24 protein-coding genes and 1 tRNA gene are annotated in these 24,760 nt (G+C 60.2%); 13 read left to right on the top strand and 12 right to left on the bottom strand.

Translation table 11 applies throughout. The features are described 5' to 3' along the window. Positions 1–22 precede the first annotated feature (22 nt). The 13 genes from ruvA to nadA all read left to right on the top strand — a co-directional run bounded on the left by ruvA (position 23) and on the right by nadA (position 10,195). The gene (gene ruvA, locus ACYYKW_RS10110) at positions 23–631 is read left to right on the top strand and encodes a Holliday junction branch migration protein RuvA (RefSeq protein ID WP_090285615.1); all 609 of its coding nucleotides are present in this window, start codon (positions 23–25) and stop codon (positions 629–631) included. Continuing rightward, on the top strand, positions 632–1,693 hold the full coding sequence (gene ruvB / locus ACYYKW_RS10105; RefSeq protein WP_464990035.1) for a Holliday junction branch migration DNA helicase RuvB: 1,062 nt from the start codon (positions 632–634) through the stop codon (positions 1,691–1,693). Between the two features lie 127 nt (positions 1,694–1,820). Further along, entirely contained in the window at positions 1,821–2,288 is a 468-nt protein-coding gene (gene ybgC, locus ACYYKW_RS10100; RefSeq protein ID WP_464990034.1) for a tol-pal system-associated acyl-CoA thioesterase, read from the top strand. Beyond that, positions 2,278–2,973 (top strand): protein TolQ, encoded by a 696-nt coding sequence (gene tolQ / locus ACYYKW_RS10095; protein WP_008080223.1) that lies wholly within the window; start codon positions 2,278–2,280, stop codon positions 2,971–2,973. Before ybgC ends, tolQ begins: the two co-directional genes overlap by 11 nt. 23 nt (positions 2,974–2,996) lie before the next feature. After that, on the top strand, positions 2,997–3,449 hold the full coding sequence (tolR, locus tag ACYYKW_RS10090) for a protein TolR (protein ID WP_160767866.1): 453 nt from the start codon (positions 2,997–2,999) through the stop codon (positions 3,447–3,449). Continuing rightward, entirely contained in the window at positions 3,449–4,525 is a 1,077-nt protein-coding gene (gene tolA / locus ACYYKW_RS10085) for a cell envelope integrity protein TolA (RefSeq protein ID WP_016773505.1), read from the top strand. Before tolR ends, tolA begins: the two co-directional genes overlap by 1 nt. 17 nt (positions 4,526–4,542) lie before the next feature. Continuing rightward, complete coding sequence (gene tolB / locus ACYYKW_RS10080) at positions 4,543–5,823, top strand: Tol-Pal system beta propeller repeat protein TolB (protein ID WP_172833323.1); 1,281 nt, start codon at positions 4,543–4,545, stop codon at positions 5,821–5,823. 52 nt (positions 5,824–5,875) lie between these two features. After that, a complete protein-coding gene (gene pal / locus ACYYKW_RS10075) occupies positions 5,876–6,373 on the top strand; it encodes a peptidoglycan-associated lipoprotein Pal (protein WP_003178634.1) in 498 nt (165 codons plus the stop codon). Positions 6,374–6,379: 6 nt separating this feature from the next. Further along, on the top strand, positions 6,380–7,219 hold the full coding sequence (ybgF, locus tag ACYYKW_RS10070; RefSeq protein ID WP_090285605.1) for a tol-pal system protein YbgF: 840 nt from the start codon (positions 6,380–6,382) through the stop codon (positions 7,217–7,219). A gap of 166 nt (positions 7,220–7,385) precedes the next feature. Next, entirely contained in the window at positions 7,386–8,033 is a 648-nt protein-coding gene (gene queE, locus ACYYKW_RS10065; protein WP_464990033.1) for a 7-carboxy-7-deazaguanine synthase QueE, read from the top strand. Position 8,034: 1 nt separating this feature from the next. Further along, positions 8,035–8,727 carry a 7-cyano-7-deazaguanine synthase QueC gene (gene queC / locus ACYYKW_RS10060; protein ID WP_464990032.1) on the top strand — a complete coding sequence of 231 codons (693 nt, stop codon included), beginning with the start codon at positions 8,035–8,037 and terminating at the stop codon, positions 8,725–8,727. A 62-nt stretch (positions 8,728–8,789) separates the two neighbouring features. Next, positions 8,790–8,865 (top strand) — tRNA-Lys (locus tag ACYYKW_RS10055). Positions 8,866–9,136: 271 nt separating this feature from the next. Further along, positions 9,137–10,195, top strand: a complete 1,059-nt coding sequence (gene nadA, locus ACYYKW_RS10050) for a quinolinate synthase NadA (RefSeq protein ID WP_016773509.1) — start codon at positions 9,137–9,139, stop codon at positions 10,193–10,195. Positions 10,196–10,329: 134 nt separating this feature from the next. Here nadA and ACYYKW_RS10045 read toward each other — a convergent pair whose 3' ends face one another. From ACYYKW_RS10045 to ACYYKW_RS09990, 12 genes are all read right to left on the bottom strand, one after another. Further along, positions 10,330–10,818 carry an RDD family protein gene (locus tag ACYYKW_RS10045; RefSeq protein ID WP_464990031.1) on the bottom strand — a complete coding sequence of 163 codons (489 nt, stop codon included), beginning with the start codon at positions 10,816–10,818 and terminating at the stop codon, positions 10,330–10,332. A 96-nt stretch (positions 10,819–10,914) separates the two neighbouring features. Next, positions 10,915–11,127: a cold-shock protein gene (locus tag ACYYKW_RS10040; protein ID WP_003227496.1), complete on the bottom strand. Its 213-nt coding sequence runs from the start codon at positions 11,125–11,127 to the stop codon at positions 10,915–10,917. 405 nt (positions 11,128–11,532) lie between these two features. Continuing rightward, positions 11,533–12,660: a glycine cleavage system aminomethyltransferase GcvT gene (gcvT, locus tag ACYYKW_RS10035; RefSeq protein WP_464990030.1), complete on the bottom strand. Its 1,128-nt coding sequence runs from the start codon at positions 12,658–12,660 to the stop codon at positions 11,533–11,535. Positions 12,661–12,753: 93 nt separating this feature from the next. Further along, positions 12,754–14,130: an L-serine ammonia-lyase gene (locus tag ACYYKW_RS10030; RefSeq protein ID WP_464990029.1), complete on the bottom strand. Its 1,377-nt coding sequence runs from the start codon at positions 14,128–14,130 to the stop codon at positions 12,754–12,756. Between the two features lie 200 nt (positions 14,131–14,330). Continuing rightward, entirely contained in the window at positions 14,331–17,183 is a 2,853-nt protein-coding gene (gcvP, locus tag ACYYKW_RS10025) for an aminomethyl-transferring glycine dehydrogenase (RefSeq protein ID WP_464990028.1), read from the bottom strand. Between the two features lie 11 nt (positions 17,184–17,194). Next, entirely contained in the window at positions 17,195–17,578 is a 384-nt protein-coding gene (gene gcvH / locus ACYYKW_RS10020) for a glycine cleavage system protein GcvH (RefSeq protein ID WP_093098996.1), read from the bottom strand. Positions 17,579–18,008: 430 nt separating this feature from the next. Further along, on the bottom strand, positions 18,009–19,517 hold the full coding sequence (locus ACYYKW_RS10015; protein ID WP_336355277.1) for a sigma-54-dependent transcriptional regulator: 1,509 nt from the start codon (positions 19,515–19,517) through the stop codon (positions 18,009–18,011). A 244-nt stretch (positions 19,518–19,761) separates the two neighbouring features. Further along, positions 19,762–20,124: a DUF5064 family protein gene (locus ACYYKW_RS10010; protein WP_464990027.1), complete on the bottom strand. Its 363-nt coding sequence runs from the start codon at positions 20,122–20,124 to the stop codon at positions 19,762–19,764. A gap of 56 nt (positions 20,125–20,180) precedes the next feature. Further along, positions 20,181–21,116 (bottom strand): carbamate kinase, encoded by a 936-nt coding sequence (arcC, locus tag ACYYKW_RS10005; RefSeq protein ID WP_464990026.1) that lies wholly within the window; start codon positions 21,114–21,116, stop codon positions 20,181–20,183. A gap of 160 nt (positions 21,117–21,276) precedes the next feature. After that, a complete protein-coding gene (locus ACYYKW_RS10000) occupies positions 21,277–22,287 on the bottom strand; it encodes an ornithine carbamoyltransferase (RefSeq protein ID WP_053123054.1) in 1,011 nt (336 codons plus the stop codon). 68 nt (positions 22,288–22,355) lie between these two features. After that, on the bottom strand, positions 22,356–23,612 hold the full coding sequence (arcA, locus tag ACYYKW_RS09995) for an arginine deiminase (protein ID WP_093099008.1): 1,257 nt from the start codon (positions 23,610–23,612) through the stop codon (positions 22,356–22,358). A gap of 35 nt (positions 23,613–23,647) precedes the next feature. Further along, positions 23,648–24,760, bottom strand: a 1,113-nt coding sequence (locus tag ACYYKW_RS09990) for a basic amino acid/polyamine antiporter (RefSeq protein ID WP_464990025.1), incomplete at its 5' end; no start/stop codon positions are given.

Below are 24,760 nucleotides of genomic sequence, written 5' to 3'. Positions count from 1 at the left end.
CCAACGCTCAAGGATCTGAAACGTGATTGGACGCTTGCGCGGCACCCTGGTTGAAAAACAGCCGCCGCACCTGATTCTGGATGTAAACGGCCTCGGGTATGAGCTGGAAGTGCCCATGACCACCCTCTATCGCCTGCCGTCTGTCGGTGAACCGCTGACCCTGCATACCCATCTGGTCGTACGCGAAGATGCGCAGTTGCTCTATGGTTTTGCCGGCAAGCGTGAGCGAGACTTTTTTCGCGAGTTGATAAGGCTCAATGGTGTCGGGCCGAAATTGGCACTGGCACTGATGTCGAGCCTGGAGGTCGACGAGCTGATCCGTTGCGTGCAGTCGCAGGACACCTCAGCGCTGACCAAAGTGCCGGGTGTCGGCAAGAAGACCGCCGAACGCCTGTTGGTCGAATTGAAGGATCGCTTCAAGGCCTGGGAAACCTCGCCGGCCATGTTTGCGCTGGTGCCGAATCAGCCGGACGGCCCGGCGCCGGTCAATACCGCCGAAAACGATGCGGTCAGCGCGCTGATTTCCCTGGGCTACAAGCCGCAGGAAGCGAGCAAGGCGATTTCCGCCATCAAGGACAAGAACCTGAGCAGTGAAGACATGATCCGCCGCGCCCTGAAGGGAATGATTTAAGTGATTGAAGCTGATCGTCTGATCGCCGCTGCGCACAGCCCGCGCGAGCGCGAAGAAGTCCAAGACCGCGCCATTCGCCCGGTCAGCCTGGCCGACTACATTGGCCAGCCGACCGTGCGCGAGCAGATGGAGTTGTTCATCCAGGCTGCGCGTGGCCGCAGCGAGTCGCTGGACCACACGCTGATTTTCGGCCCGCCGGGGCTGGGTAAAACCACGCTTGCCAATATCATTGCCGAAGAAATGGGCGTGTCGATCAAGAGCACCTCCGGCCCGGTGCTGGAGCGTCCGGGGGATCTGGCGGCGCTGCTGACCAATCTCGAGCCGCACGACGTGTTGTTCATCGACGAAATCCATCGCCTGTCGCCAATTGTCGAAGAAGTGCTGTACCCGGCCATGGAAGATTTCCAGCTCGACATCATGATCGGCGAAGGGCCGGCGGCGCGTTCGATCAAGCTCGACCTGCCGCCGTTCACCCTGGTCGGCGCCACCACCCGCGCCGGCATGCTGACCAATCCACTGCGTGACCGCTTCGGTATCGTCCAGCGCCTGGAGTTCTACAGCACGGCGGATCTGGCGACGATCGTCAGCCGTTCGGCGAGCATTCTCGGCCTGCCGCTGGACCCGGAGGGTTCGTTCGAGATCGCTCGTCGCGCTCGAGGCACGCCGCGAATTGCCAACCGTTTGCTGCGTCGGGTGCGCGACTTCGCTGAAGTCCGCGCCAAGGGGCACATCACCAAGTCGGTGGCGGACCTGGCGTTGAACCTGCTGGATGTTGACGAGCACGGTTTCGATCATCAGGACCGGCGTCTGCTGCTGACGATGATCGAGAAGTTCGACGGTGGCCCGGTCGGTATCGACAGCCTGGCGGCGGCGATCAGTGAAGAGCGCCATACCATCGAGGACGTGCTCGAGCCGTATCTGATTCAGCAGGGCTACATCATGCGTACGCCGCGGGGCAGGGTAGTGACCCGACATGCGTATCTGCATTTCGGTTTGAACATCCCGTCACGCATGGGCGAGATGCCCATGGCAGACGAGTTTCTCGATGCTGCGGACGATTGATACACATTTGTTGGCGATTTATTCAGGGTTTGTACTGTCAGAGCACGGTACTTTTGCGTTAAAGCTCTGAAACCACGAAAAACAGTTGTCTCGCCGGATTGGCAACCTGAGGAGTAAGCACTAGAGTATGCGCGCGCAAAACGGGCTTGGGCCGTTCGCACATCGTTGTCGCGTTTATTACGAGGACACCGATGCGGGCGGCATCGTGTATTACGTTAATTACCTCAAGTTTATGGAACGGGCTCGAACCGAGCGGCTCCGAGAGCTGGGCTTTGCCCAATCTGCGCTTGCCGGGGAGGACCTGTTGTTTGTCGTGCATTCCAGCGAAGCGCGTTACCACGCGCCGGCGCGACTGGACGACGAATTGCTGGTAAGCGCTGATGTAACCGAATTGAACCGTGCCAGCCTGCGCTTCAAGCAGCAGGTCAGGCGGGCGACGGATAATGTGCTGCTCTGCGAAGGGCAGTTTCTGGTGGCCTGTGTGCGCACCGACAGTTTGAAACCCCGGGCCCTTCCCGAAAACTTGCGGGCGGCCTTCGCCGACGCGGTCGGTCCGGGTACACACTCAAAGCAGGAGATAAAGCGTGGAAGCTAACGTCGTCGACCATTCCTCCATGTGGAGCCTGGTCAGCAATGCCAGCATCGTGGTGCAGTTGGTAATGTTGACCCTGGTGGCCGCATCGGTGACCTCATGGATCATGATCTTTCAGCGCAGCAATCTGCTGCGTGCCGGTCGACGCGCCCTGGAGAGCTTTGAAGAGCGCTTCTGGTCGGGTATCGATCTGTCCAAGCTGTACCGTCAGGCCGGTAGCAACCCGGATCCGGATTCGGGCGTCGAGCAGATCTTCCGTGCCGGCTTCAAGGAATTCTCCCGTCTGCGTCAGCAGCCAGGTGTCGATCCTGAAGCGGTGATGGAAGGTGTGGCCCGTGCCATGCGCGTCGCCATCTCGCGTGAAGAAGAGAAGCTTGAGCAGAGCCTGCCGTTTCTCGCCACCGTCGGTTCGGTCAGCCCGTACATCGGTCTGTTCGGTACCGTGTGGGGCATCATGAACTCTTTCCGCGGTCTGGCCAGCGCTCAGCAAGCGACCCTCGCCACCGTGGCACCGGGTATCGCCGAAGCACTGATCGCCACCGCGATCGGCCTGTTCGCTGCGATCCCGGCCGTGATCGCTTACAACCGTTTCGCTGCGCGCAGCGAAACCTTGCTGGGCCGCTACTACACCTTCGCCGATGAATTCCAGGCGATCCTGCACCGCAAAGTGCACACCAGCGAAGAATAAGCAGGTATTTCCCGATGGCTTTAATCGCTCGAGCTCGCAAAAAGCGCAAGCCGGTCGCCGAGATGAACGTAGTGCCCTACATCGACGTGATGTTGGTGCTGCTGGTCATCTTCATGGTGACCGCGCCGATGCTCAATCAGGGCGTGAAAGTTGATCTGCCCAAGGTTTCCAGCGAAGCCTTGCCGCAGGACAACAACACCCAGGTCCTGACCATTTCGATCAAGGCTGACAAGACCTACTACTGGAACCTTGGCAGCGAAGTAGACACCGAGAAACAGCAGGATCGCGCCATGACCCTGCCGCAGATGACTGACGCTGTGACCAAGATCATTCGCGCCGGCACCGAGGGCGGCAAACGCACCCAGGTGTTCATTCGTGGCGACAAGACTGTCGACTACGGCGCCGTCATGGGTGCCATGGGCGGGTTGCAGAAGGCCGGGGTCGGTAACGTTGGTCTGATTACCGAGGCCCCCTGATGCAGCAACAGCGAGAGCCGTCCGCCTCGGAAAGCTACTTCTGGCCCAGCGTTCTGGCGATTGTCCTGCACGTGCTGGTGTTCGGCATGCTGTTCGTCAGTTTTGCCTTTACGCCTGAACTGCCGCCGGCCAAGCCGATCGTCCAGGCGACCCTGTACCAGCTGAAATCGAAAAGTCAGGCAACCACCCAGACCAATCAGAAGATTGCGGGTGAGGCGAAGAAATCCGCCGCGCGCCAGACCGAAGTCGAGCAGATGGAACAGAAAAAGATCGAGCAGGAAGCAGTGAAGGCGGCGGAACAAAAGAAAGAGGAAGCGGCTCAAAAGGCCGAGGAAGCCAAGAAGGCCGACGAGGCGAAGAAAGCGGACGAAGCGAAAAAGGCTGATGAAGCCAAGAAAGCCGACGACGCGAAGAAAGCCGAAGCGAAAAAGGCCGAAGAGAAACAATTGGCTGATATAGCCAAGAAGAAAGCCGAAGACGAAGCCAAGAAGGCCGCTGAAGAAGAGGCCAAGAAAGCCGCTGCGGAAGAAGCCAAGAAGAAAATCGTCGAAGACGCGAAAAAGAAAGCCGCCGAAGACGCCAAGAAGAAAGCTGAAGCTGAAGAGGCGAAGAAGAAAGTCGCCGAGGACGCGAAGAAGAAAGCTGCTGCCGATGCTGCGAAGAAGAAAGCGCAGGAAGCGGCACGCAAATCTGCCGAAGACAAAAAGGCTCAGGCCCTGGCAGATCTGCTTTCCGACACGCCGCAGCGCCAGCAGGCCTTGGCCGATGAGCAGGGTGACGAAGTCGCGGGCAGTTTCGATGACCTGATTCGTGCGCGAGCGGCAGAAGGTTGGGCACGTCCACCTTCGGCACGCAAAGGCATGACGGTGGTACTGCAGATCGGCATGTTGCCGGACGGCACGGTGACTTCGGTCAGCGTGGCCAAGTCCAGTGGTGATGGTCCGTTCGATGCTTCGGCAGTCGCGGCAGTGAAGAATATTGGACGTTTGACAGAAATGCAGGGAATGAAGCCGAGCGATTTCGCTCCGTATCGTTCATTCAAGATGACATTCACACCTGAGGATCTAGCCTTGTGAGAAACCTTCTTCGAGGAATGCTGGTCGTGATCTGCTGCATGGCAGGGATCGCGATGGCAGAGGAAAAGAACATTCTGGTCACCAGCGGCAGCGATCGGGCAACGCCGATCGCCGTCGTACCGTTCGGCATGCAGGGCGGTGCGGTGCTGCCGGATGACATGGCTGAAATCATTGGCAACGATTTGCGCAACTCGGGCTATTACTCGCCGATTCCAAAAGCCAACATGATCAGCCAGCCAAGCCAGCCGAGCGAAATCATCTTCCGTGACTGGAAGGCGGTGGGTGCTCAGTACATGATGGTCGGCAGCATCGCTCCAGCGGGCGGTCGCCTGCAGGTGCAGTGGGCATTGTTCAACGTTGCCACCGAACAAAAAGTGGCTGACGGCAGTGTTTCCGGTACGACCGATCAACTGCGTGACATGGCGCACTTCATCTCCGACCAGTCGTTCCAGAAACTGACCGGTATCGACGGTGCCTTCTCGACGCGTCTGCTGTACGTGACCGCCGAGCGCTTCTCCGAGAAAAACACCCGCTACACCCTGCAGCGTTCCGACTACGACGGCGCCCGTGCAGTGACCCTGCTGCAATCGCGCGAGCCGATCCTGTCGCCGCGTTTCGCACCGGATGGCAAGCGCATCGCGTATGTGTCGTTCGAACAGAAGCGCCCGCGCATCTTCATGCAGAACATCGACACCGGTCGCCGCGAGCAGATCACCAACTTCGAAGGCCTGAACGGTGCGCCAGCCTGGTCGCCGGATGGCACGCGTCTGGCGTTCGTACTGTCGAAAGACGGTAACCCGGACATCTACGTCATGAACCTCGGTTCGCGTCAGATCACCCGCGTGACCTCGGGACCTGGCATCAACACCGAACCGTACTGGGGCAAGGATGGCTCGACCATCTACTTCACCTCGGACCGTGGCGGCAAGCCGCAGATCTATAAAACCAGCGCCAGTGGCGGTGGTGCCGAGCGTGTGACGTTCGTAGGTAACTACAACGCCAACCCGAAACTGTCGGCTGATGAAAAGACTTTGGTGATGATCCATCGTCAGGATGGCTTCACCAATTTCAAGGTGGCAGCTCAGGATCTGCAGCGGGGTAGTGTAAAGATCCTCACTGATAGCACTCTGGACGAGTCACCTACTGTTGCGCCCAACGGCACCATGGTAATCTACGCCACCCGCCAACAGGGCCGGGGAGTCTTGATGCTCGTGTCCATTAATGGGCGCGTGAGGCTCCCGCTTCCTACCGCTCAAGGCGAAGTCAGAGAACCGTCCTGGTCCCCTTACCTGAAGTGAGCGGGCGCTACACGTTTTACTTAACACACTGGGGTTCATTAGGAGTTTCACGATGGAAATGCTGAAGTTTGGTAAATTTGCTGCGCTGGCTCTGGCCATGGCTGTAGCTGTAGGTTGCTCGTCCAAAGGCGGCGACAACGCCGGTGAAGGCGCTGTTGATCCAAACGCTGGTTACGGCGCAAACACCGGTGCCGTTGACGGTTCCCTGAGCGAAGAAGCTGCTCTGCGCGCAATCACCACCTTCTACTTCGAATACGACAGCTCGGACCTGAAGCCAGAAGCCATGCGCGCTCTGGACGTTCACGCCAAAGACCTGAAAGCAAACGGCGCTCGCGTTGTTCTGGAAGGCAACACCGACGAACGTGGTACTCGTGAGTACAACATGGCACTGGGCGAGCGTCGTGCGAAAGCCGTTCAGCGCTACCTGGTACTGCAAGGTGTTTCCCCAGCTCAGCTGGAACTGGTTTCCTACGGCGAAGAGCGTCCAGTTGCTACCGGCAACGACGAGCAGTCCTGGGCCCAGAACCGTCGCGTCGAACTGCGTAAGTAATTCGATATGCGAACGTGCCGTCGTGCTGTAACTGTTCTGGCTCTCAGCCTCGCGCCGCTTGCGGCGTGGGCTGCGGTTCCTGTGGTCGATGACAACTCCGGTTATAACAATAGCGGGAGCAGTTATCCGCCTGCGGGTTACGGTACGAACGGCGCCTATGCCGGGGGAGCGGCTTCGGCCCCTGCCTCGGCACAAGGCATGCTGTTCAACCAATTGCAACAGATGCAGGATCAGATCTCGCGCCAGCAAGGCGTGATCGAAGAACTGCAAAATCAGGTTGCGCGCATGAAGCAGGAATCCCTGGAGCGATACCAGGATCTTGATCGGCGCATAGGATCCGGCGTTGCACCAGCCGCGACTCCCGAGAATTCTTCTGCCGGTGGCGATGCAAGTGCTGCTGCCGGTGCTGCCGCCGGTGCGGGGGCTGCCACGGCTGCCCAGGCGCCTGCCGCAGGTAGCGAACCGGCTGATCCGGCCAAGGAAAAGCTGTATTACGATGCCGCTTTCGACCTGATCAAAGCCAAGGATTTCGACAAGGCCAGCCAGGCGTTTGCCGCTTTCCTGCGTAAATACCCGAACAGTCAGTACGCGGGCAACGCCCAGTACTGGCTGGGCGAAGTGAACCTGGCCAAAGGCGATCTGCAAGGTGCAGGTCAAGCGTTTGCCAAGGTTTCGCAGCTGTATCCCAAGCACAACAAAGTGCCGGATTCGCTGTACAAGCTGGCTGACGTAGAACGCCGTCTCGGTCACACCGACAAGGTCAAAGGCATCTTGCAGCAGGTGGTTTCCCAGTATCCGGGGACTTCCGCCGCGCAGCTGGCCCAGCGCGATCTGCAACGCATGTAAGCAGGCTTGACCCGTTTGGAAGAAACCCGCGCTTGTCGCGGGTTTTTTCGTTAGAATTCACGCCCTTTTTCTGAAACACGCTTCTTGTGGTCCACGCGTTGGCGGGATTGCCTGAAGTGCCTGACGGAGGCGGACAGCCTGTTTAGCTGTTACGCCCGTGGCGACTATGCAAGACACATTGAGAATCACCGAAGTTTTCTACTCGTTGCAGGGGGAAACGCGGACTGCCGGGCTGCCTACGGTTTTCGTGCGCCTGACTGGTTGCCCCTTGCGTTGCCAGTACTGTGACAGCGCCTACGCCTTCAGCGGCGGCACCGTGCGCACCCTCGAGGACATCCTCGAGCAGGTCGCCGGGTTTCGCCCGCGCTACGTCTGCGTCACCGGCGGAGAACCGCTGGCCCAGCCGAACGCCATTCCTTTGCTCAAGCAGTTGTGTGACGCCGGCTACGAGGTCTCGCTGGAAACCAGCGGCGCCCTCGACGTTTCGGCGGTCGATCCGCGCGTCAGTCGCGTCGTGGATCTGAAAACACCGGGCTCAAAAGAAGCCCATCGCAACCGCTACGAAAATATCGAACTGCTCACGCCCAACGATCAGGTGAAGTTTGTCATCTGCTCGCGCGAGGACTACGACTGGGCGGTATCGAAACTGATTCAATACGGTCTCGACCGCCGCGCCGGGGAAGTACTGTTTTCCCCCAGTCACCATGACTTGAACGCGCGTGAGCTGGCGGACTGGGTGGTGGCGGACAACCTGCCGGTGCGCCTGCAATTGCAGCTGCACAAATATCTTTGGAATGACGAGCCGGGGCGCTGAGATGACTGAACAACTGAACACTACCGAAAAACGTGCGGTCATCCTGCTGTCCGGCGGCCTCGACTCGGCCACCGTGGTAGCCATGGCCCGTGCCGAAGGTTATGCCTGCTACACCATGAGCTTCGATTACGGTCAGCGCTCTCACGCCGAATTGCACGCCGCTGCGCGCGTGGCTCGCGACTTGGGCGTTGTTGAGCACAAGGTCATCGGCCTCAATCTGAATGGGATGGGCGGCTCAGCATTGACCGACAGCAGCATCGACATCCCTGAAGAGCTGGGCGAGGGCATTCCGGTCACTTACGTGCCGGCACGCAACACCGTGTTCCTGTCGCTGGCACTGGGCTGGGCAGAAGTGCTCGGCGCGCGTGACATCTTCATCGGCGTCAATGCAGTGGATTATTCCGGTTACCCGGATTGCCGCCCGGAGTTCATCGAATCGTTCGAGCGCATGGCCAATCTGGCGACCAAGGCCGGCGTCGAGGGCAATGGCTTCCGTATCCAGGCGCCTTTGCAGAACCTGAGCAAGGCGCAGATCGTCCAGGCTGGTGTGAAGCTCGGCGTCGATTATGGCCTGACCGTTTCCTGCTATCAGGCCGACGATGACGGCCGTGCGTGCGGTAAATGCGACAGCTGCCGACTGCGCGCAGAAGGCTTCGTGGCAGCGGGTGTGGACGATCCAACCCCTTATTTTTGATTTTTTTCAAAAAGGTGTTGAATAGTCCTTAAAAATCAGTATTATACGCGCCACCACACAGCGGGTCGTTAGCTCAGTTGGTAGAGCAGTTGGCTTTTAACCAATTGGTCGTAGGTTCGAATCCCACACGACCCACCATATTTGGCGGTTTAGAAAATCCGGAAGGCCCACGAAAGTGAGGATTTCCGGGTTTTTTTTTGCCTGCAATTCGGCCATCGCCTGTTTCGCTGACCCCTCGGCTGACACAGGTCAGAATGATCTTTTGTATCAACGGGATATTCTGTAGCCTTGCGCAGCTTCAACGCTGTCCGTGCCTGATACTACTCACTCTCCCGGCGGTACCCTCAAGCGGTCCGGAGCCGGGTGTATACTCGACTTTCGCGCGAATGCGCCTGCAGGTCTTGCGAACATGACGCAGATTTCCGAACGCCTCCTGGTTCAAGCCCACCTCGACGCCAAACAGCCCAAACCGCTGACGGCAGAGGAAGAGGCTTATTACCGTTCCGCCATTGCCGCCGAGCTCAAGGCTCAGGACGCGGTGCTCGTGGCTCACTTCTATTGCGATCCGGTGATTCAGGCCCTGGCCGAGGAAACCGGTGGTTGCGTGTCCGACTCACTGGAGATGGCGCGCTTCGGCAATGCCCACCCGGCCAAGACCGTGGTGGTCGCAGGCGTGAAATTCATGGGCGAGACGGCGAAGATTCTCAACCCGGAAAAACGCGTGCTGATGCCAACCCTGGAGGCGACCTGCTCGCTGGACCTCGGTTGCCCGGTCGACGAGTTCTCGGCGTTCTGCGATCAGCATCCGGAGCGCACCGTGGTGGTCTACGCCAACACCTCGGCAGCGGTAAAGGCACGTGCCGACTGGGTGGTGACCTCAAGTTGCGCGCTGGAAATCGTCGAAAGCCTGATGGACAACGGCGAGACGATCATCTGGGGCCCGGACAAGCACCTGGGTACCTACATTCAGCGCAAGACCGGCGCCGACATGCTGCTCTGGGACGGTGCCTGCATCGTCCACGAAGAGTTCAAGTCCAAGCAGCTCGAAGACATGAAAGCGCTGTACCCGGACGCGGCGATTCTGGTGCACCCGGAGTCGCCGACTTCGGTGATCGAGCTGGCCGATGCCGTCGGCTCGACCAGTCAGTTGATTGCAGCCGCGCAAAGCCTGCCGAACAAGACGCTGATTGTGGCGACCGACCGTGGCATCTTCTACAAGATGCAGCAGCTGTGCCCGGACAAGGTCTTCATCGAAGCGCCCACCGCCGGTAACGGCGCGGCATGCCGCAGCTGCGCACATTGCCCGTGGATGGCCATGAACACCCTTGAGCGCACGCTGAAGAGCTTGAAGGAAGGCACGAACGAGATCTTTGTCGATCCGGCATTGATTCCGCAGGCGATCCGACCGTTGAAGCGCATGCTGGACTTCACCCAAGCCGCGCGGATGAAATTGGCCGGTAACGCCTAGATCTTTCAGGCAACAAACAAACCTGTAGGAGTGAGCCTGCTCGCGATAGCGGTGTGTCAAACAACGAATATGTTGACTGACACACCGCTATCGCGAGCAGGCTCACTCCTACATTGGTTTTGGGTGTCTGGAAGTTATTTGGTCTTCTTCGGGATCCGCACAACATGGCTATCCGAATAGATGTCATGCCAGGTGCGCTTCTGCTTGTCAGACAGCGACCAGAAGAATCCCAGTCCCACGCACAGCCACGACGCGATCGACACCATGAAGCGCAACAGCGCTTGCCACAGGCTGATTGCCGTGCCATTGGCGTTCTGCACGCGGATGCCCCACACCTGCATGCCCAGCGTCTGCCCGCCATGGGTCCAGAACTTGGCGAAAAAGCCGAACAGCACCAGCAGCAGCACCGTCGAGTAAAGCGGATCGCCATCGAGCTGCCCGGCATCCGTCATCGCCCGCAGGCGTTCTTCGCCAATGATCGCGGCCTGAATCAGCTTGTAGACGAAGCCGGTGACGATCAGCAGGGCGGTGCACAGCAGAAAGTCATAGAACATCGCCGCCAGGCGTCGACCAAGACCGACGGCAGGAAAGTCGCCCTGTGGGGTGAGCAGGTTTTTCGACATGGCAGCCTCTGGACGCGAAGGGAAACGGCATTTTACGGATTCGCGCGCACAAAAAAGCCCCTGATATCAATATCAGGGGCTTTTTCGTAGCAGAAATCAGGCTTCGGCTTGTACTTCGTCAGCCTGCATGCCTTTCTGGCCCTGCACAGCAACGAAGGTCACTTTCTGGCCTTCCTTCAAGCTTTTGAAGCCGTTGCCCTGAATGGCGCGGAAATGCACGAACAGATCCGGACCGCTTTCAGGAGTGATAAAACCAAAACCTTTCTCGTCGTTGAACCACTTGACGGTACCGCTCTGACGTGTGGACATTTCTTATTTCCTTTGACGCATTAAATTGATGACAGTCTCTTTCTCATGAAAGAGTACTGGGGCTGGTTGCAGGAGAGTAAGAAGACGTCGAGCGGGATGTAGCTAACTTGTAGGCTACTGCCCAGGTCACGATTCAAAGCTGACCCATGCAAACACAGTGAACGAACTCTACGCCAACTACGGGAGAAAAAACAAGCCCCGCGAAGGCCCCGGTTTTACTGCGGTTGCTGGCATTTTGTCAGTTTGTTAGTGCAGCCTTACACCGACTGGTTGTTCGCTTTTTTGCAAAGGTTATAAGTAAAGTTCATATTCGAATCAAACGCTGGCTAATGCACTTTTTTGTGGCGATTGCGTTACACATTAGTGCACGCATAACGCAATCGCGTTACTTATGGAAACAGTCAATCAGCCGCGGTAGTAGCGTTGTGGAACAAATGGCATTTTGCTTACAAGCATTTGCACCTTTTTCCCACGCACGATGGCCCACACCGGCGTTTCAAGCGCGGCATATACACTGTCGAGATAACCCATCGCCAACGGCCCACCCAAGGTTGGGCCGAAACCACCGCTACACACGCTGCCGATGATTTCGCCGGCTTCGTTGACGATCTCTGCGCCTTCACGCACTGGCGTACGTTCCTGTGGCAGCAGGCCGACGCGCTTGCGGGCGATGCCGTTTTTCTGTTGCGCAAAAATCTGTTCCGCGCCGGGGAAACCGCCGGCCCGCGTGCCATCCACGCGGCGTGCCTTGGAAATCGCCCAGAGCAAACTGGCCTCGATCGGCGTGGTCTCGGTGTTCATGTCGTGGCCGTACAGGCACAGGCCGGCTTCCAGACGCAGCGAGTCGCGTGCACCGAGGCCGATGGCCTGGACCTCCGATTCAGCGAGCAGGGCGCGTGTGATTTTTTCCGCGTCAGCGGCCGGTACCGAGATTTCGAAACCGTCTTCACCGGTGTAGCCCGAACGGCTGACAAAACAGTCGACACCCAGCAGATTGACGCGGGCGAATTGCATGAAGGTCATCTTCGCCACGTCCGGAGCCAGTCGTGCCAGCACGGTAATGGCTGCCGGTCCTTGGAGCGCCAGCAGCGCGCGCTCTTCGAAGAGCGCCGTAATGGTGCACTGATCGCCGATGTGTTGTTGCAGATGCGCCAGGTCCTGATCCTTGCAGGCGGCGTTGACCACCAGGAACAGTTCGTCGTTGCCAAGGTTCGCGACCATCAGGTCATCGAGGATGCCGCCGCTGTCATTGGTGAACATGGCGTAGCGCTGCATGCCCACTGGCAGGTCGATGATGTCCACCGGCACCAGGGTTTCCAGGGCTTTTGCGGCGTTTGCGCCGCTCAGACGGATCTGGCCCATGTGCGAGACGTCGAACAGGCCGGCCTGTTCGCGGGTGTGCTGGTGTTCTTTCATCACGCCGAGCGGGTATTGCACGGGCATGTCGTAGCCGGCGAAGGGCACCATGCGGGCGCCGAGTTCGAGGTGCAGCGCGTGGAGCGGGGTTTTCGAGAGTTGTTGTTCGGTGGACATGCGTGGCTCCTTTGAAATTCGGTTCAGGTGAAGGGCAAGATCAAGAGCCCCTCACCCCAGCCCTCTCCCGGAGGGAGAGGGGGCTAGTTACGTTCAGCATTCGATAATGTTGACCGCCAGGCCGCCGCGGGCGGTTTCCTTGTATTTGCTTTTCATGTCGGCGCCGGTCTGGCGCATGGTGCGGATGACTTTGTCGAGGGAAACGAAATGCTGGCCGTCGCCGCGCATGGCCATGCGTACCGCGTTGATCGCTTTCACCGAGCCCATCGCGTTGCGCTCGATGCACGGTACTTGCACCAGCCCGCCAATCGGGTCGCAGGTCAGGCCGAGGTTGTGTTCCATGCCGATTTCCGCGGCGTTCTCGACTTGCTGCACGCTGCCGCCGAGGACTTCGCAAAGTGCGCCGGCCGCCATCGAACAGGCGACGCCGACTTCACCCTGACAACCGACTTCAGCGCCGGAGATCGAAGCATTTTCCTTGTAAAGAATGCCGATCGCCGCAGCGGTCAGCAGAAACCGCACGACGCCGTCGTCATTCGCGCCGGAGATAAAACGCATGTAGTAATGCAGCACGGCCGGAATGATCCCCGCCGCGCCGTTGGTTGGCGCCGTGACCACGCGCCCTCCGTTGGCGTTTTCTTCGTTGACCGCCAGCGCATACAGGTTGATCCAGTCGAGCACTGACAGCGGATCGCGCAGCGCCGATTCCGGGTTTTTGCAAAGCTGTCGGTGCAGCGCCGCCGCCCGGCGTTTCACTTTCAGACCACCGGGCAAAATACCTTCGTTACGGCAACCCGCCGCGACGCAGTCCTGCATCACCTGCCAGATCTTCAGCAGACCGGTGCGAGTCTCCGCTTCCGGGCGCCAGGCGCTTTCGTTGGTCAGCATCACCTGGCTGATCGACAGGCCGTAGGTGCTGCAATGTCCGAGCAAGTCCTTGGCGCTCTTGAACGGGAACGTCAGCGGTGTGGCGTCCTCGACGATGCGGTCAGCACCGGCGGCATCCTCATCGACGACAAAACCACCGCCCACCGAGTAGTACTCACGGCTGCGAATCTGCAGCCCCGCCGCATCGAAGGCGCGGAAAATCATGCCGTTGGGGTGATAGGCCAGCGGTTTGCGAATCATCGCCAGATGTTCTTTCTCGTTGAACGCAATGCTCTGTTCGCCGAGCAGATTCAGCTGGCCGCTGCCACGAATCTCTTGCAGACGCGCGGTGACGGTTTCGGTGTCGACGGTGTCCGGGTGCTCGCCTTCGAGGCCAAGCAGCACGGCCTTGTCGCTGCCGTGTCCTTTGCCGGTGGCGCCGAGCGAGCCGTACAGCTCGACGCGAACGCTGGCGGTGGCCGCCAGCAGGTTTTCACGCCGCAGACCTTCGGCGAAACGCGCCGCCGCGCGCATCGGCCCGACGGTATGGGAACTGGAAGGGCCGATGCCAATCTTGAACAGGTCGAACACGCTTAACGACATGAGTGTTTCTCCGGTTTCTTGTTATGGGAATTGGCTAATTTCCTTGGCTCGCCGCATTCCCTTGTAGGAGTGAGCCTGCTCGCGATAGCGGTGTATCAGCCAACACAACTGTTATCTGACGCACCGCTATCGCGAGCAGGCTCACTCCTACAGGGATCTGCGGTGTTTGCGGGATGAGCGATAACTGATCCCGCATACGTTTAAGCGTAGCTTTCGATCGACGGGCAGGCGCACACCAGGTTGCGATCGCCGAAGACGTTGTCGACGCGACCGACCGGTGGCCAGTATTTGCCTTCAACCAGCGACGCCACCGGGTACACCGCTTGCTCGCGGCTGTACGGATGAGTCCACTCGCCCACCAGTTCCGCCGCGGTGTGCGGGGCGTTTTTCAGTGGGTTGTCGTCTTTGTCCAGAGTGCCGTTTTCCACTGCGCGGATTTCTTCGCGGATGCGGATCATGGCGTCGCAGAAGCGGTCCAGTTCTTCTTTGGATTCGCTTTCGGTCGGCTCGATCATCAGTGTGCCGGCGACCGGGAAGGACATGGTCGGGGCGTGGAAGCCGAAGTCGATCAGGCGCTTGGCAACGTCATCGACGCTGATGCCGCTGCTGTCTTTCAACGGACGCAAATCGAGAATGCACTCGTGCGCCACCAGGCCGTTACTGCCGGTGTACAGCACCGGGTAGTGCTCTTCGAGGCGGCGGGAAATGTAGTTGGCGTTGAGGATCGCCAGTTGCGAAGCGCGTTTCAGACCGGCGCCGCCCATCATGCGGATGTACATCCAGGTGATCGGCAGAATGCTCGCGCTGCCGAACGGTGCCGCGCAAACTGCGCCTTCCTTGCGTTCCATCTGGCCGTGGCCCGGCAGGAACGGAGTCAGGTGCGACTTGACGCCGATCGGGCCGACGCCCGGGCCGCCACCGCCGTGAGGAATGCAGAAGGTCTTGTGCAGGTTCAGGTGCGACACGTCGCCGCCGAACTTGCCCGGTGCGCAGAGGCCGACCATCGCGTTCATGTTGGCGCCGTCGATGTACACCTGGCCGCCGTTGTCATGAATGATCGCGCAGATTTCGCGGATGCCTTCCTCGAACACGCCGTGGGTCGACGGGTAGGTGATCATCAGCGCGGCGAGGTGTTCGCGGTGCTCGATGGCTTTGGCGCGCAGGTCTTCGATGTCGACGTTGCCACGCGCATCGCACGCGGTGACGACGACGCGCATGCCGGCCATGTTGGCGGTGGCCGGGTTGGTGCCGTGGGCCGACGACGGGATCAGGCAGATATCGCGGCGTTCATCGCCACGGCTCTGGTGGTAGGCGCGGATCGCCAGCAGGCCGGCGTACTCGCCTTGCGAACCGGCGTTCGGCTGAAGCGAGATCGAGTCGTAGCCGGTAGCGGCGCAGAGCATCGCTTCCAGTTCATCGGTCAGTTGCTGGTAACCAGCGCTTTGTGCGGCCGGGGCGAACGGGTGTAGCGCACCGAATTCGGCCCAGGTCACCGGGATCATTTCGCTGGCGGCGTTGAGTTTCATGGTGCATGAGCCCAGCGGGATCATCGTGCGATCCAGTGCCAGGTCCTTGTCCGCCAGTTTGCGCAGGTAGCGCATCAGCTCGGTTTCCGAGTGATAACGGTTGAACACCGGGTGGCTGAGAATCGGCGACTGGCGAACCAGCGAGGCCGGAATGGTGCTCTGCACCGTCGCGGCCAGCGCAGCGAAGTCCGGCAGGGTCTTGCCGTCAGCGAACAGGTCCCACAGGGTTTCGATATCGGCTTGGGTGGTGGTTTCGTCGACCGACAGGCCCAGGCGTTCGGCGTCGATGACGCGCAGGTTGATCTGCGCCGCGTGCGCCTTGTCGTGCAGCGCGGCGGTTTGCGCGCCGGTGGCCACAGTCAGGGTGTCGAAGAAACTGGTTTGTTCGACGTTAGCGCCCAGAGCAGTCAGGCCCTTGGCCAGAATCGCGGTCAGGTGATGCACGCGGTTGGCGATCTGCGTCAGGCCTTTCGGGCCGTGATACACGGCGTACATGCTGGCGATGTTGGCCAGCAGCACCTGCGCGGTGCAGATGTTCGAAGTGGCTTTCTCGCGACGGATATGTTGCTCGCGGGTCTGCATGGCCAGACGCAGCGCCGGCTTGCCGAAGCGGTCAACCGAAACACCGACCAGACGGCCCGGCATGTCGCGCTTGAACGCATCTTTGGTGGAGAAGTAAGCGGCGTGCGGGCCACCGAAGCCCAGCGGTACGCCGAAGCGTTGCGCCGAACCGATTGCCACGTCAGCACCGAACTCGCCCGGGGCGGTCAGCAGGGTCAGGGCCAGCAGATCGGCAGCGACCGCAACCAGCGCATTGGCGGCGTGGAAGCGTTCGGTCAGTTCGCGGTAGTCGAACACATCGCCGTTGCTGGCCGGGTATTGCAGCAGTGCGCCGAAAAACGGCGTCACGTCGGTCAGTTCGCGCTCATCGCCGACCACGACGTCGATGCCCAGCGGCTCGGCACGGGTGCGCAGCACGTCGAGGGTTTGCGGGTGGCTGTGGATCGAGGCGAAGAACTGGTGGCTGCCCTTGTTCTTGCTCAGGCGTTTGCAGAAGGTCATGGCTTCGGCAGCGGCGGTGGCTTCGTCGAGCAAAGAGGCGTTGGCGATCGGCAGGCCGGTGAGGTCGCTGATCATCGTCTGGAAGTTCAGCAGCGCTTCGAGACGGCCCTGGGAAATCTCAGGCTGGTACGGCGTGTACGCGGTGTACCAGGCCGGGTTCTCCAGCAGGTTGCGCAGGATCGGCGACGGCGTGTGGCAGTTGTAGTAGCCCTGGCCGATGTAAGTCTTGAACAGCTGGTTTTTGCCGGCGATCGATTTGATCATCGCCAGCGCGTCGGCTTCGCTGAGGCCGTCGTCCATACCGAGGACGCTGGTGCCCTTGATGCTTTCCGGGATGACGCTGGCGCTCAGGGCTTCGAGGGAATCGAAGCCGAGGCTGTTGAGCATGGCTTGCTCGTCGCCGGCGCGCGGGCCGATGTGACGGGCGATGAATTCGTTGGCGGTGCCGAGGTTTACTTGGGTCATGACGTTAATCCTCAGGCTTCGGCTTGGGCTTTGATCAGACGGTCGTAAGCGTCCTGATCGAGCAGTTTGGCGACGGCCGCGGCGTCGCTTGGCTGGAAGCGGAAGAACCAGCCCTGGCCCAGCGGATCTTCGTTGACCAGTTCCGGGGCATCTTCCAGCGCCGGGTTGACTTCCAGTACGTCGCCATCGAGCGGCATGTACACGCCGCTGGCAGCCTTTACCGATTCCACGGTGGCGGCTTCGGCGCCTTTTTCGTAGGTCTGCAGCTCAGGCAGTTGCACGAACACCACGTCGCCCAGGGCGTTCTGCGCGAAAGCGGTAATGCCGACAGTAACGCTGCCGTCAGCTTCGGTGCGCAGCCATTCGTGATCTTCAGTAAAACGCAACTCGCTCATGGAAACTCCTCAGGGGCCAGACTCGTCTGGTGGACGCGGTGGAAAGCGTGGGCGGTGATGCCCTTATTGATGAGGAGATGAGTAGCAAGAATGCGGCCAACAAGATATTTACCTTTAGGATCAACAGGTTACAGATTGGCGGGGCTGCCTTGAAATCGGCAGGTGTAGCGAAATCGCTACAGTGGTAGGCAAAGAAAAAAGCTGAGCGGGATCAAAGCCTTGGACAGCGGTGATCAGGGGAGGGTGTAGCGAAATCGTTCCGCTGTAGCGGTTTCAGTACAGATGAAGGTCGTTTTTGAGCGGATTTCGAATCCGCCCCTTTCCTTGTGGGAGCTGGCTTGCCAGCGATAGCGGTCTACCAGTCGCGATCAATGGTGCCTGTGCCGCCATCATCGCTGGCAAGCCAGCTCCCACAGGGGATGAGGTGATCTTAAAGTTTGTTGGGTATGCCGTACTTGCGCAGCCGGTGGGCGATCGCGGTGTGCGAGGTCTGCAAACGGCTCGCCAGTTGTCGGGTTGACGGGTAGCTCACATAGAGCTTTTCCAGCAGTTCGCGCTCGAACCCTTCGACTGCCTGTTCAAGGCTGTCGACGTCGGTGTCGGTCTGCCGCGCGACCGAGGTGCCGGCGATGTCGAGGTCGCCGATATCCACCAGGCTGCTTTCACAGATCGCCGCCGCGCGGAAGATCACGTTCTGCAGCTGCCGCACATTGCCCGGCCAGCGGTTGCCGAGCAGCGCCGGGTAAGTCCCCGGCGCGAGGCGGCAGACCGGGCGTTGAATCTGTGCACAGGCTTGCTGCATGAAATAGCGTGCTAGCAGCAGAATGTCCTGGCCGCGTTCGCGCAGCGGCGGCACTTCGACGTTGAGCACGTTGAGGCGATAGAACAGGTCTTCGCGGAACAGGCCTTCGCTGACCATTTTTTCCAGATCGCGATGGGTGGCGCTGAGGATGCGCACATCGACCTTCACTTCGCGATCACCGCCCACCCGGCGGAAACTGCCGTCGTTGAGAAAACGCAGCAGTTTGGCTTGCAGGTACGGTGACATTTCGCCGATCTCATCGAGAAACACCGTGCCCTGGTTGGCCAGCTCCATCAGCCCCGGTTTGCCACCGCGCGCCGCGCCGGTAAAGGCGCCGGGGGCGTAGCCGAACAGCTCGCTCTCGGCGAGGTTTTCCGGCAGCGCCGCGCAGTTGAGCGCGAGAAACGGCGCACTGTGGCGCGCGCTGATCGCATGGCAGGCGCGGGCGACCAGTTCTTTACCGGTACCGGTTTCGCCCTGGATCAGCAGCGGCGCATCCAGCGCGGCAACCCGCTGCGCGCGGGCCTTGAGGGTGCGGATTGCCGGGGATTCGCCGAGCAGCGCATCGAAGCCTTCGGCGTGATCGTGGTGCAGTGCCGAGAGCTGTTCGCCGATGCGGTTCGGTTGATACAAGGTCAACAGCGCGCCAGCGTCGGTGATCGGCGTGGCGTCGAGCAGCAGGGTCTGGCCGTTGACGGTGATCTCGCGCAGCGGCAGGCGAAAGCCATGTTCGAGCAGGGTGTCGAGCAGCGCCGGGTCGTTGAACAGTTCCGCGACACTTTCCCCGGCCGGTTCGCGACCGTACAGCGCGATCAACGCCGGGTTGGCCAGCAGCACCTTGCCGGCGCTGTCGAGGGCCAGCACCGGGTCGGTCATCGCCGCCAGCAGGGCATCGAGTTGCAGGTGCCGACGCTGGCCGGGAAGGATGTCGACCACCGTCACCGCCTCGACGCCACGGACCCGAAACAGCGCATCCTTGAGCTCTTCGAGCACTTGCGCGCTCAGGGTCGGCGCATCGATGTAGACGTTCGGCGGGATCATCTCCACCGCATCCAGATTGAGATTGCGCCCACCGAGGATAGCCAGGACTTCCTGGGTAATGCCGACGCGGTCGATGAAGCTGACGTGGATACGCATGGGGCGGTTCAGTGATCTGCGGAGCGGAGCGCGCAAGTATGCCTTAAATTAAAAGCACCCTCACCCCAGCCCTCTCCCAGGGGGAGAGGGAGCTGACCGCGGTGTCTTGGGTGATACTTGGACCTGAACGATCGAGGCGATTATGGATTCAGTGACGCAGTATCAGGACGGCGTAATTCCGAAGCATCCACCGTTCAGTCCCCTCTCCCTCCGGGAGAGGGCTAGGGTGAGGGGCTTTTGATCTTTATTCGAAATGCTCAGGATTCACCGGATCCCCGGAGTGCATATTCAGCTTCTGCCGAATGTCCTCGAACATCAGATCGTAATGCTTGTGCACCGAGCCGATCTGGCTGTGGGTCTTGGGAATCCCGTACTTCTCTGCAATCCGCGTCACATCGCGGGCGAAGTTGTAAGCCTCTTCCCTGGGCAGGAAAAACGTCTCCTTCACGTCCTTGCCTTGCATGCTGCCATGCAGGGTGAACTGGATGCCTTTGCCTTTCTGCGGATCGGTGAACACTTCGTAGTCCAGGCACACGTTGTAATTGACGTCATCGTCGGTCAACGCGTGTCGCTCGATGTGCAAATGACCAGGTTCGAATTGGGCCATTGAGTTACTCCTTTCAAGGCATGGGAGAAGGGCAGGCCCAGGGCCTGCCCCCGGAGTTATCGTTCTCGGTAGCTGATGCCGGGCTTGGCCGTGGACACGCGCGTACCGGCGGTGCCTTGCACGATCGCTTCGATATCCGCCAGCGAGCCGATCACTGCAACCTTGCCAGTATGGCGCGCGAATTCGCAGGCTGCCTGCACCTTCGGTCCCATGGAGCCGGCGGCGAAACCCAGCCGTTCGAGTTCATCCGGGTGCGCTTCGGCGATGGCTTTCTGCGTCGGTTTGCCATAGTCGATGAACGCCGCATTGACGTCGGTAGCGATCACCAGCAGATCGGCCTCCAGCTGTTCAGCGAGCAGCGCCGAACACAGGTCCTTGTCGATCACCGCCTCGATGCCCTTGAGGTTGCGCTGCTCGTCGTACATTGTCGGAATCCCGCCGCCGCCGGCGCAGATCACGATGCTGCCTTTGTCGAGCAGCCATTTGATCGGGCGGATTTCGAAGATGCGTTTCGGCCGTGGGCTGGCCACCACACGACGGAATTTGTCGCCGTCCGGGGCAATCGCCCAGCCTTTCTCGGCGGCGAGTTTTTCCGCTTCGGCCTTGTCGTACACCGGGCCGATCGGTTTGCTCGGGTTCTTGAAGGCCGGGTCGTTGGCGTCGACTTCGACCTGGGTGAGCAGGGTGGCGAACGGCACTTCGAAGTCGAGCAGGTTGCCCAGTTCCTGTTCGATGATGTAGCCGATCATGCCTTCGGTTTCGGCGCCGAGGACGTCCAGCGGGTAAGGGCTGACCGAGGTGTAGGCCGCCGCTTGCAGCGACAGCAGGCCGACTTGCGGGCCATTGCCGTGGGCGATGACCAGTTGGTTGCCGGGATGGATCTTGGCGATTTGCTCGGTGGCGATGCGGATGTTGGCGCGCTGGTTGTCAGCGGTCATCGGCTCGCCACGGCGGAGCAGGGCGTTACCGCCCAGAGCTACGACGATACGCATGGTGCATGTCCTTCTAGAAAACAGTGAGTTCGTGCAGGACGAATGCGATCCCTGTGGGAGCCGGGCTTGCCCGCGATAGCGGTGTATCAGTCAGTGTCTATGTCGGCTGACACACCGCAATCGCTGGCAAGCCAGCTCCCACAGGGACCGGGTCGATCAGTTAGAGATCAGCCAGGGTCGAGACCAGAATCGCCTTGATCGTGTGCATGCGGTTTTCCGCTTGCTCGAAGGCGATGCAGGCGGGCGACTCGAACACGTCGTCGGTCACTTCGATGCCGTTTTTCAGGTGCGGATACTGCTCGGCAATCTGCTTGCCGACTTTGGTATCGCTGTTGTGAAAGGCGGGCAGGCAGTGCATGAACTTGGTGCGCGGGTTGCCGCTGGCTTTCATCAGTTCGGCGTTGACCTGATACGGCAGCAATTGCTGGATGCGCTCGGCCCAGGCTTCCACCGGTTCACCCATCGACACCCAAACGTCGGTGTGGATGAAGTCGACGCCTTTGACGGCGGCTTTCGGATCTTCGGTCAGGGTGATGCGTGCGCCACTTTCTTCCGCATATTTATGGCAACGCTCAACCAGATCGTCCAGCGGCCACAGGGCCTTCGGCGCGCAGATGCGCACGTCCATGCCCAGTTTGGCGCCGATCAGCAGCAGCGAGTTGCCCATGTTGTTGCGCGCATCGCCGAGGTAGGCGTAGCTGATTTCGTGGATTGGCTTGTCGGCGTGTTCACGCATGGTCAGCACGTCGGCGATCATCTGGGTCGGGTGATATTCATCGGTCAGGCCGTTGAACACCGGCACCCCGGCGAACTTGGCCAGCTCCTCGACGATCTCCTGTTTGAATCCACGGTATTCGATCGCGTCGTACATGCGCCCCAGCACGCGGGCGGTGTCCTTCATGCTTTCCTTGTGGCCGATCTGCGAGGAATTCGGGTCGATGTAGGTAACGTTGGCGCCTTGGTCGTAGGCCGCTACTTCGAACGCGCAACGGGTGCGGGTCGAGGTTTTTTCGAAGATCAGGGCGATGTTGTTGCCCTTCAGGTGTTGTTGTTCGGTGCCGGTGTATTTCGCGCGTTTCAGATCGCGGGACAGGTCGAGCAGGTAACGCAGCTCACGTGGGGTGTGGTGTTCCAGGCTGAGCAGGTTACGGTTGTGGATGTTAAAAGCCATGATGGATCTCCTTCGGTGTCGGTTATCCCCCTGGCTGCACTCGGTAAGTGCCGGCCAGGGCTCAGAGGTTAGTAATCGATCGGGTCGCGGATAATCGGGCAGGTCATACAGTGGCCGCCGCCGCGGCCGCGGCCCAGTTCGCCGGCGCTGATGGTGATGACTTCCACGCCGGCCTTGCGCAGCAGGGTGTTGGTGTAGGTGTTGCGGTCGTAGCCGATGACCACGCCCGGTTCCACCGCCACCACGTTGTTGCCGTCGTCCCATTGCTCGCGTTCGGCGGCGAAGCTGTTGCCGCCGGTTTCCACCACGCGCAGCTTGGGCAGGTTGAGCGCCGCGGCGACGGTGTCGAGGAAACTGCCTTCTTCGCGGCGAATGTCGATGCCGCCCTGTTTGCTGTCGTCAGGGCGCAGGGTGAAGGCGACGATCTGGTTGACCACTTCGGGGAAGATCGTCACCAGGTCGCGGTCGCAGAAGCTGAACACGGTGTCCAGGTGCATCGCTGCGCGGGATTTCGGCAGGCCGGCGACGATGACTTTTTCCACGGCTTTGTTCTTGAACAGGTTCAGCGCCAGTTGGCCGATGGCCTGACGCGACGAACGTTCGCCCATGCCGATCAACACCACGCCATTGCCGATCGGCATGACGTCGCCGCCCTCAAGGGTGGAGCTGCCGTGATCCTTGTCCGGGTCGCCGTACCAGATCTCGAAGTCGGCGTTGGTGAACTGCGGATGGAATTTGTAGATGGCGGTAGTCAGCAGGGTTTCCTGACGGCGCGCTGGCCAGTACATCGGGTTGAGCGTCACGCCGCCGTAGATCCAGCAGGTGGTGTCGCGGGTGAACTGAGTGTTCGGCAGCGGCGGCAGAATGAAGCTGGAGTGGCCGAGGAAGTCGCGGAACATCTGGATGGTCTTGCCACCGAAGCTGTCCGGCAAATCGTCGGCGGAAACCCCGCCGATCAGAAACTCGGCAATGTGCCGTGGCTCGAGGCTTTTCAGCCAGGATTTGACTTCGTTGATCAAGCCCAGGCCTACCGAGTCGGCGGTGACCTTGCGCTCAAGAATCCAGTCCAGTGCCTCGGGGATGGCGACGATGTCGGTGAGCAGGTTGTGCATTTCCAGCACATCGATGCCGCGCTCACGCATCTTGGTGACGAAGTCGAAGTGATCGCGCTTGGCCTGCGCCACCCACAGCACGTCGTCGAACAGCAGTTCATCGCAGTTGTTCGGGGTCAGCCGCTGATGGGCCAGACCTGGGGAGCAGACCATGACTTTACGCAGTTTCCCGGCTTCGGAGTGGACGCCGTACTTCACTTTTTCCGTGGTCATTTCAATGTTCCTCCAGATGACAATTCAATCAGGGGTTACAGCGTCAGGAAGCCATCGTAGAGACCGTAGGCCGCCACGACGGCGCCTATGACCACTGCGGCGAAAATCAGCTTCTCGACGTTGGTGAAAATCGCTTGCTTGAGTTCCAGCTTGGCCTTGGCGAACAGGATCGCGCCGGGTGCGTAGAGCAGGGCCGAGAGCAGCAGATACTTGACCCCGCCGGCATACAGCAGCCACACCGCATAAATCAGGGCGATGCCGCCGATAATCAGATCCTTGCGCCGCTCGGCGGCGAAGCCTTCGTAACTCTCGCCACGCACCGCCAGCAGCAGGGCGTAAGCCGCCGACCACAGATACGGCACCAGAATCATCGACGTGGCGAGGTAGATCAGCGACAGGTAAGTGCTCGCCGAAAACAGGGTGATGATCAGGAAGATCTGCACCATCGCGTTGGTCAGCCACAGGGCGTTGACCGGTACGTGATTGGCGTTTTCCTTGCGCAGAAACTCCGGCATGGTGTGGTCTTTGGCGGCGGCGAACATGATCTCCGCGCACAGCAGCACCCACGACAGCAGCGCCCCCAACAGCGAGATGATCAGGCCGACGCTGATCAGCACCGCGCCCCAATGCCCGACCACGTGTTCAAGTACCGCAGCCATCGACGGGTTCTGCAGTTTTGCCAGTTCCGGCTGGGTCATGATGCCCAGCGACAGCACGTTGACCAGCACCAGGAACAGCAGCACGGTGATGAAACCGATCACCGTGGCTTTACCGACGTCGGAACGTTTTTCCGCCCGCGCCGAGAAGATGCTCGCGCCCTCGATGCCGATGAACACCCACACGGTGACCAGCATCATGTTGCGCACCTGGTTCATCACACTGCCCAGGTCAGGGTTTTTCACGCCCCAGATGTCGGCGGTGAAGATGTCCAGTTTGAAGGCGAAGACCGCGATCAACACGAACAGCAGCAGCGGCACGACCTTGGCCACCGTGGTCACCAGGTTGATGAACGCTGCTTCCTTGATCCCGCGCAGCACCAGAAAATGCACGCCCCACAGCAATACCGAGGCGCCGATCACCGCCGCCGGGGTGTTGCCTTCACCGAATATCGGAAAGAAATAACCGAGGGTGCTGAACAGCAGCACGAA

The sequence above is a fragment of the Pseudomonas sp. 15C genome (assembly GCF_055484735.1).
Note: the sequence above shows the minus strand (reverse complement) of the source record. Positions and strands in the feature narration are given on the sequence as shown.

What these genes read in the sequence shown, in the direction of transcription:
- ybgC (WP_464990034.1), top strand. Translation starts at nt 1,821, where the DNA reads ATGCGCGCGCAAAACGGGCTTGGGCCGTTCGCACATCGTTGTCGCGTT.
- tolA (WP_016773505.1), top strand. Translation starts at nt 3,449, where the DNA reads ATGCAGCAACAGCGAGAGCCGTCCGCCTCGGAAAGCTACTTCTGGCCC.
- tolB (WP_172833323.1), top strand. Translation starts at nt 4,543, where the DNA reads ATGCTGGTCGTGATCTGCTGCATGGCAGGGATCGCGATGGCAGAGGAA.
- pal (WP_003178634.1), top strand. Translation starts at nt 5,876, where the DNA reads ATGGAAATGCTGAAGTTTGGTAAATTTGCTGCGCTGGCTCTGGCCATG.
- ybgF (WP_090285605.1), top strand. Translation starts at nt 6,380, where the DNA reads ATGCGAACGTGCCGTCGTGCTGTAACTGTTCTGGCTCTCAGCCTCGCG.
- queE (WP_464990033.1), top strand. Translation starts at nt 7,386, where the DNA reads ATGCAAGACACATTGAGAATCACCGAAGTTTTCTACTCGTTGCAGGGG.
- queC (WP_464990032.1), top strand. Translation starts at nt 8,035, where the DNA reads ATGACTGAACAACTGAACACTACCGAAAAACGTGCGGTCATCCTGCTG.
- nadA (WP_016773509.1), top strand. Translation starts at nt 9,137, where the DNA reads ATGACGCAGATTTCCGAACGCCTCCTGGTTCAAGCCCACCTCGACGCC.
- ACYYKW_RS10045 (WP_464990031.1), bottom strand. Translation starts at nt 10,818, where the DNA reads ATGTCGAAAAACCTGCTCACCCCACAGGGCGACTTTCCTGCCGTCGGT.
- ACYYKW_RS10040 (WP_003227496.1), bottom strand. Translation starts at nt 11,127, where the DNA reads ATGTCCACACGTCAGAGCGGTACCGTCAAGTGGTTCAACGACGAGAAA.
- gcvT (WP_464990030.1), bottom strand. Translation starts at nt 12,660, where the DNA reads ATGTCCACCGAACAACAACTCTCGAAAACCCCGCTCCACGCGCTGCAC.
- ACYYKW_RS10030 (WP_464990029.1), bottom strand. Translation starts at nt 14,130, where the DNA reads ATGTCGTTAAGCGTGTTCGACCTGTTCAAGATTGGCATCGGCCCTTCC.
- gcvP (WP_464990028.1), bottom strand. Translation starts at nt 17,183, where the DNA reads ATGACCCAAGTAAACCTCGGCACCGCCAACGAATTCATCGCCCGTCAC.
- gcvH (WP_093098996.1), bottom strand. Translation starts at nt 17,578, where the DNA reads ATGAGCGAGTTGCGTTTTACTGAAGATCACGAATGGCTGCGCACCGAA.
- ACYYKW_RS10015 (WP_336355277.1), bottom strand. Translation starts at nt 19,517, where the DNA reads ATGCGTATCCACGTCAGCTTCATCGACCGCGTCGGCATTACCCAGGAA.
- ACYYKW_RS10010 (WP_464990027.1), bottom strand. Translation starts at nt 20,124, where the DNA reads ATGGCCCAATTCGAACCTGGTCATTTGCACATCGAGCGACACGCGTTG.
- arcC (WP_464990026.1), bottom strand. Translation starts at nt 21,116, where the DNA reads ATGCGTATCGTCGTAGCTCTGGGCGGTAACGCCCTGCTCCGCCGTGGC.
- ACYYKW_RS10000 (WP_053123054.1), bottom strand. Translation starts at nt 22,287, where the DNA reads ATGGCTTTTAACATCCACAACCGTAACCTGCTCAGCCTGGAACACCAC.
- arcA (WP_093099008.1), bottom strand. Translation starts at nt 23,612, where the DNA reads ATGACCACGGAAAAAGTGAAGTACGGCGTCCACTCCGAAGCCGGGAAA.